General features: G+C 70.4%; 5 protein-coding genes. 3 read left to right on the plus strand and 2 right to left on the minus strand.

Features of this window, described 5'->3' with window-relative positions; genetic code table 11:
• Positions 1 to 117: 117 nt before the first annotated feature.
• Together ACWKY3_RS02890 and ACWKY3_RS02895 are read right to left on the minus strand one after the other, a co-directional pair.
• The gene (locus ACWKY3_RS02890; protein ID WP_449314915.1) at positions 118 to 675 is read right to left on the minus strand and encodes a FumA C-terminus/TtdB family hydratase beta subunit; all 558 of its coding nucleotides are present in this window, start codon (positions 673 to 675) and stop codon (positions 118 to 120) included.
• Complete coding sequence (locus ACWKY3_RS02895) at positions 672 to 1,553, minus strand: fumarate hydratase (RefSeq protein WP_449314916.1); 882 nt, start codon at positions 1,551 to 1,553, stop codon at positions 672 to 674. The genes ACWKY3_RS02890 and ACWKY3_RS02895 overlap by 4 nt, the downstream gene beginning before the upstream one ends.
• A 153-nt stretch (positions 1,554 to 1,706) precedes the next feature.
• Here ACWKY3_RS02895 and ACWKY3_RS02900 point away from each other — a divergent pair, with 153 nt between their 5' ends.
• From ACWKY3_RS02900 to holB, 3 genes are all read left to right on the plus strand, one after another.
• Positions 1,707 to 2,861 carry an NAD(P)-dependent malic enzyme gene (locus tag ACWKY3_RS02900; RefSeq protein WP_449314917.1) on the plus strand — a complete coding sequence of 385 codons (1,155 nt, stop codon included), beginning with the start codon at positions 1,707 to 1,709 and terminating at the stop codon, positions 2,859 to 2,861.
• Between the two features lie 3 nt (positions 2,862 to 2,864).
• Positions 2,865 to 3,647, plus strand: coding sequence for a dTMP kinase (tmk, locus tag ACWKY3_RS02905; protein ID WP_449314918.1), 783 nt, complete (start codon positions 2,865 to 2,867; stop codon positions 3,645 to 3,647).
• A gap of 4 nt (positions 3,648 to 3,651) precedes the next feature.
• Positions 3,652 to 4,825 (plus strand): DNA polymerase III subunit delta' (holB, locus tag ACWKY3_RS02910; protein ID WP_449314919.1); only part of this gene is annotated, 1,174 nt, incomplete at its 3' end.

The following is a 4,825-nucleotide window of genomic DNA, read 5'->3' on the forward strand; positions in this document are numbered from 1 at the left end:
CAGCGGGCGGAGCATGAATTGAAGAAAGAAAATTACACAAGGATGGGGGGGATGAGGAGATTTTTGCTCCCCCCCCCCCCAGGGCCGTTTCGCTCCGCGCAGGTTGCCGCCCGTCTCTCAGGAGAGCGGGATTCCCTGCTCGACGGCGCGATAAAGGTCGGTCCCGCATGCGTCCACCGCCACGAAGCAGGGAAAGCCCTCAAGCTGCAGGCGGCGCAGGGCCTCGGTGCCCAGGTCCTCCCAGGCCACCGTCTCAGAGGCCGACACGTGCTTGGCGAGCAGCGCCGCGATGCCGCCCACGGCGGCGAAGTAGACGGCTTTGTTGCGCACGCACGCCTCGACCACCTCGGCCGAGCGCTTCCCCTTGCCGATGCATGCCGCCACTCCCGCGTCCATGAGCGCGGGCGCGGCGAAGTCCATGCGGCTGGCGGTGGTGGGGCCCACCGACCCCAGGGGCCGTCCTGCGGCCGACGGCGTGGGGCCGGCGTAGAACAGGGTTTGGCCCGCAAGGTCGTAAGGCAGCCGACCGCTTTCGCGGAGGGCGGCAAGGGCGCGGGCGTGCCCGGCGTCGCGCATGGTGTAGACGGGGCCGGTCAAGCGCACCTCCTGACCCGCCTGCAGCGTTGCGAGAAGCGCGCGGTCGGCGGGCAGGGGCACGTCGATGGGTTTCGTCATTGCTCATCACCCCAGGGGATCAACTCGATCGAAGCGCTGCGCATGGCGCAGCACCCCATGTTCACGGCCACGGGCAGCGCAGCGATATGGCAGGGCGCGGTCTCGAGGTGCACGGCGAGCGCGGTGGTCTGGCCACCGAGCGCGGCCGGGCCTATGCCGGTGGCGTTCACGGCGCTCAGGAGCTTTTGCTCGAACGCGGCGGCTTCCGGGGTTGCGGCGGGGGAGCCGATCGGGCGCAGAAGCGCGCGCTTCGCCAAGCCGCCCACCTTGTCGAAGGTGGATCCTGCGCCGACTCCTATCACAAGCGGGGGGCATGCGTTGGCCGCTTTCTCCCGCACGCATTCGAGCACGACTCGGCGCACGCCCGCCGCGCCCTCGCCGGGGGGGAGCATGACCACGCGCGAGGCGTTGTCCGACCCGCCGCCTTTGAGCATGACGTGCACCGTGGCGCCGCAGCCGGGACGCAGCGCCACGTCGCAAAACGCCGGGGTGTTGTCGGCGGTGTTCGAGCGGTCGAACACCGCGTCGCGCACCACGCTCATGCGCAGGCGCGCATCGGCGTAAGCGCGGGCCACGGCGTCGTCGACCAGGGAAAGCGCGTTTCCTGGCACGGAGAGCTCCCAGCCCGCTTCCAGACGCACCCACACCGTGCCGGTGTCCTGGCACAAAGGCACGCCGTCCTCACGCGCCACCTGCGCGTTTTCGATCATCTGCCCAAGCACCGCCCGCGCCCGGGGCGCATGCTCGTCCTCTGCGGCGCGCTCTATGGCGGCGCGCACGTCCTCGCGCAGCCCGACCGCGCACTGGACGACGGCGTCGTAGACGGTTCGGGCCACCAGCTCGGCGGAGAGCGCGCGGGGTTCGCCTGTCTCGCCCATGCCTGTCCTTTCGTTTCGTGCGTTCGCGAACATTCCTGTGAGATGTCCGTCCTGCCAGTGTAGCGCATCACGGTTTGAGGGTATAATCAAAAACCTGCGCAAAGCACGCTCGTTTCGGGTGGCGTGCGGGCGCTTTCACATTGGGAGGAACATATGAACGTGAACGAGGAGGCGCTTCGCCTGCATCGTACGTGGCGCGGCAAGCTGGACGTTGTGCCCAAGATGGACATCGGCACGCGCGAGGCCCTGGCGCTCGCCTACACGCCGGGCGTCGCGGCGCCGTGCCGCGCCATAGCCGACGACGCGTCGGTGGCCTACGACTACACGATGAAGGCCAACACCGTGGCCGTGGTGACCGACGGCAGCGCCGTTTTGGGCTTGGGCAACATTGGACCCGAGGCCGCCCTGCCCGTCATGGAGGGCAAGTGCGCGCTGTTCAAGGCGTTCGGCGGCGTGAACGCGGTGCCCATCTGCCTGAGCACGCAGGACGCCGACGAGATAGTGGAGACGGTGGAGCGCATCGCGCCGGCTTTCGGCGGCATCAACCTGGAGGACATCGCCGCGCCGCGCTGCTTCGAGGTGGAGCGGCGCCTTGTGGAGCGGCTCGACATCCCGGTGTTCCACGACGACCAGCACGGAACCGCCATCGTGGTGCTCTCCGGCATCATCAATGCGCTGCGCTTGACCGGCAAGCGCAAGGAGGCGTGCCGCGTGGTGGTCAACGGCGCGGGATCGGCAGGCATCGCCATCGCCAAGCTCCTGCTCAGCTACGGGTTCGAGGACGTGGTGCTGTGCGACAAGTGCGGCATCGTCAGCTCGCGCTCCCAGGGACTCAACGAGGCGCAGCGCGCCATGCTCGCCGTCACGAACCGCGCCGACGCGGAGGGGACGCTGGCCGACGCGCTGGCGGGCGCCGACGTGTTCGTGGGCGTGTCGGCCCCCAACCTGGTGAGCGAGGACATGGTGCGCTCCATGAACGGGGACGCCATCGTGTTCGCCATGGCCAATCCCGACCCGGAGGTGCATCCGGACGTGGCGAAGGCCGCCGGCGCGCGCGTGGTGGGCACGGGGAGGTCGGACTTCCCGAACCAGATCAACAACGTGGTGGCCTTCCCGGGCATCTTCAAGGGCGCGCTTGAGGCGCGCGTGCCGCGCATCACCGAGGCCATGAAGCTGGCGGCCGCCGAAGCCCTGGCCGCGCTCGTGTCCGACGAGGAGCTCTCGGAGGACTTCATCATGGTGGAGCCGTTCGATCCGCGCGCCGTGGAGTGCGTGGCGGCGGCCGTGCGGGAGTGCTCGGAGGCGTAGGGCATGGCCGAGAGGGCGGACCGGGATCCGATCGACGGCGCGGCCGGGCGGCGCACCGATGCCCCCCGGGGCATCTTCATCACGTTCGAGGGCGGGGAGGGCGCCGGCAAGACCACGCACATCCGCTTCCTGACCGACGCGCTGCGCGCGCACGGCCGGGAGGTGGTGCGCCTGCGCGAGCCGGGCGGCACCGACATAGGCGAGCGGCTGCGCGCCATCGTCTTGGACCCGCGCAACGAGGCGATGTCCGACGAGGCGGAGCTGCTCGTCTACGAGGCCGCGCGCGCCCAGATAGTGGCGGAGGTGATAGCGCCCGCGCTCGCGCGCGGGGCCGTGGTGCTGTGCGACCGCTTCACGGATTCCACGGTGGCCTACCAAGCCTACGGCCGCGGGCTTCCGCGCGCGTTCGTGGACGCGGCCAACGAGTTCGCCTGCCAGGGCGTCCGCCCGGACCGCACCATCCTTTTGGAGACGGGCGGCGCGGCCGGGAAGGGGCTTGCGCGCGCCACGCGCCGCGGGGCGGACAGGCTCGAGCAGGCGGGGGAGGGCTTCCACGCGCGCGTGAACGCGGCGTTCGCCGACATAGCGCGAAAGGATCCGGAGCGCGTGCGCACGGTGAGGTCCGACGGGCGCAAGTCCCGCACGGCGGCGGCGGTGTTCGCCCAGCTTGCTGACTTGTTCCCCTGGATGGCCGACATCGAGCGCGAAGACCCGGGGTTTTTCGGGCGCCTGGATGCGCGCCGCCCCCGCCCGGGGCGCTCCCGCGCGGCGCGGAAGGGGGAGTGAGCCTGTGTCGGACGCCTTCGAGAACGTGCTCGGCCAGCCGAAGGTGCGCGAGTTCCTGCGCGCGGCGGTGGCCCAGGACAAGGTGAGCCACGCCTACCTGTTCACCGGCCCGGCGGGGTCGAACAAGACGACGGCCGCCTACGCCTTCGCGCAGGCCGTCCTCTGCCCGAAGGGCGCGAGCGGCCCGCGCGGGGGCAATTGCGGCGCCTGCGACGCGTGCCGGCGCATCATGCGCAGGAAGCATCCCGACGTGCGCTGGTTCTCGCCCGAGGGGGCCGGCGGGTACCTGGTCGACCAGATCCGCGACATCGTGGCGGACGCGGCGTTCGCCCCCATCCAGGCGCGCAGGAAGGTCTACATCCTCGATCGCGTGGACCTTCTGGGCGTGCAGGCCGCCAACGCCTTCCTCAAAACGCTCGAGGAGCCGCCGGAGGGCGTGGTGATGGTCCTTCTGGGTCGCACGCGCGAAAGCGTGCTGCCCACCATCGTCTCGCGCTGCCAGGTGGTGCCGTTTCGCTCCATCCCGGCCAGCGAGGCCGCGGGCATCGTCGTGCAGAACTCCGGCGCCCGTCCCGACCAGGCGCGCATGGCCTTGGCGGCCTGCGACGGGTCCATCACGCGCGCGGTGGAGTTTTTGCGCTCCAACGAGCGGCTGGAGTTCAGGAAGCGCGTGCTGGAGGTCATGGGCTGCCTGCGCAGGGCCGACGACTGGGACGTTGTCGGGTTCGCGAGCGATTTGGTGGTGCGCGTGAAGGCTCCCTTGGACGTGGTGCGCGCCGAACAGGAGCAGGAGCTGGCCGAGAACGCCGACTTTTTGGCCAAGTCGGCCATCCGCCAGATAGAGGCGCGCAACAAGCGCCAGCTCACCGCCAAGACCTTCGAGTCGCTGCGCCAGCTCACGGCCATCGCGCGCTCCTGGCTGCGCGACGTCATGGCCGTGTGCGCCGAAACGCCCGATCTGGTGGTGAACGCGGATGCGCGCGACGCCGTGCTCGACGCCGCGCGCGCCTCCGACGAGGCCCGCGCGGCCGCCGCGTTGGCGTGCGTGGGCCGCTGCGAGCGGGCGCTGACGTATAATGTATCCCCCGAAACCTGCATCGACGCGATGCTGTTCGAGGTTCGCGACACGCTGTACGGCCGCGCGCCCTTTGCCGAGGGCGCGCCGTTCCGAAGAGGAT

This window comes from Rubneribacter sp., from assembly GCF_965361815.1.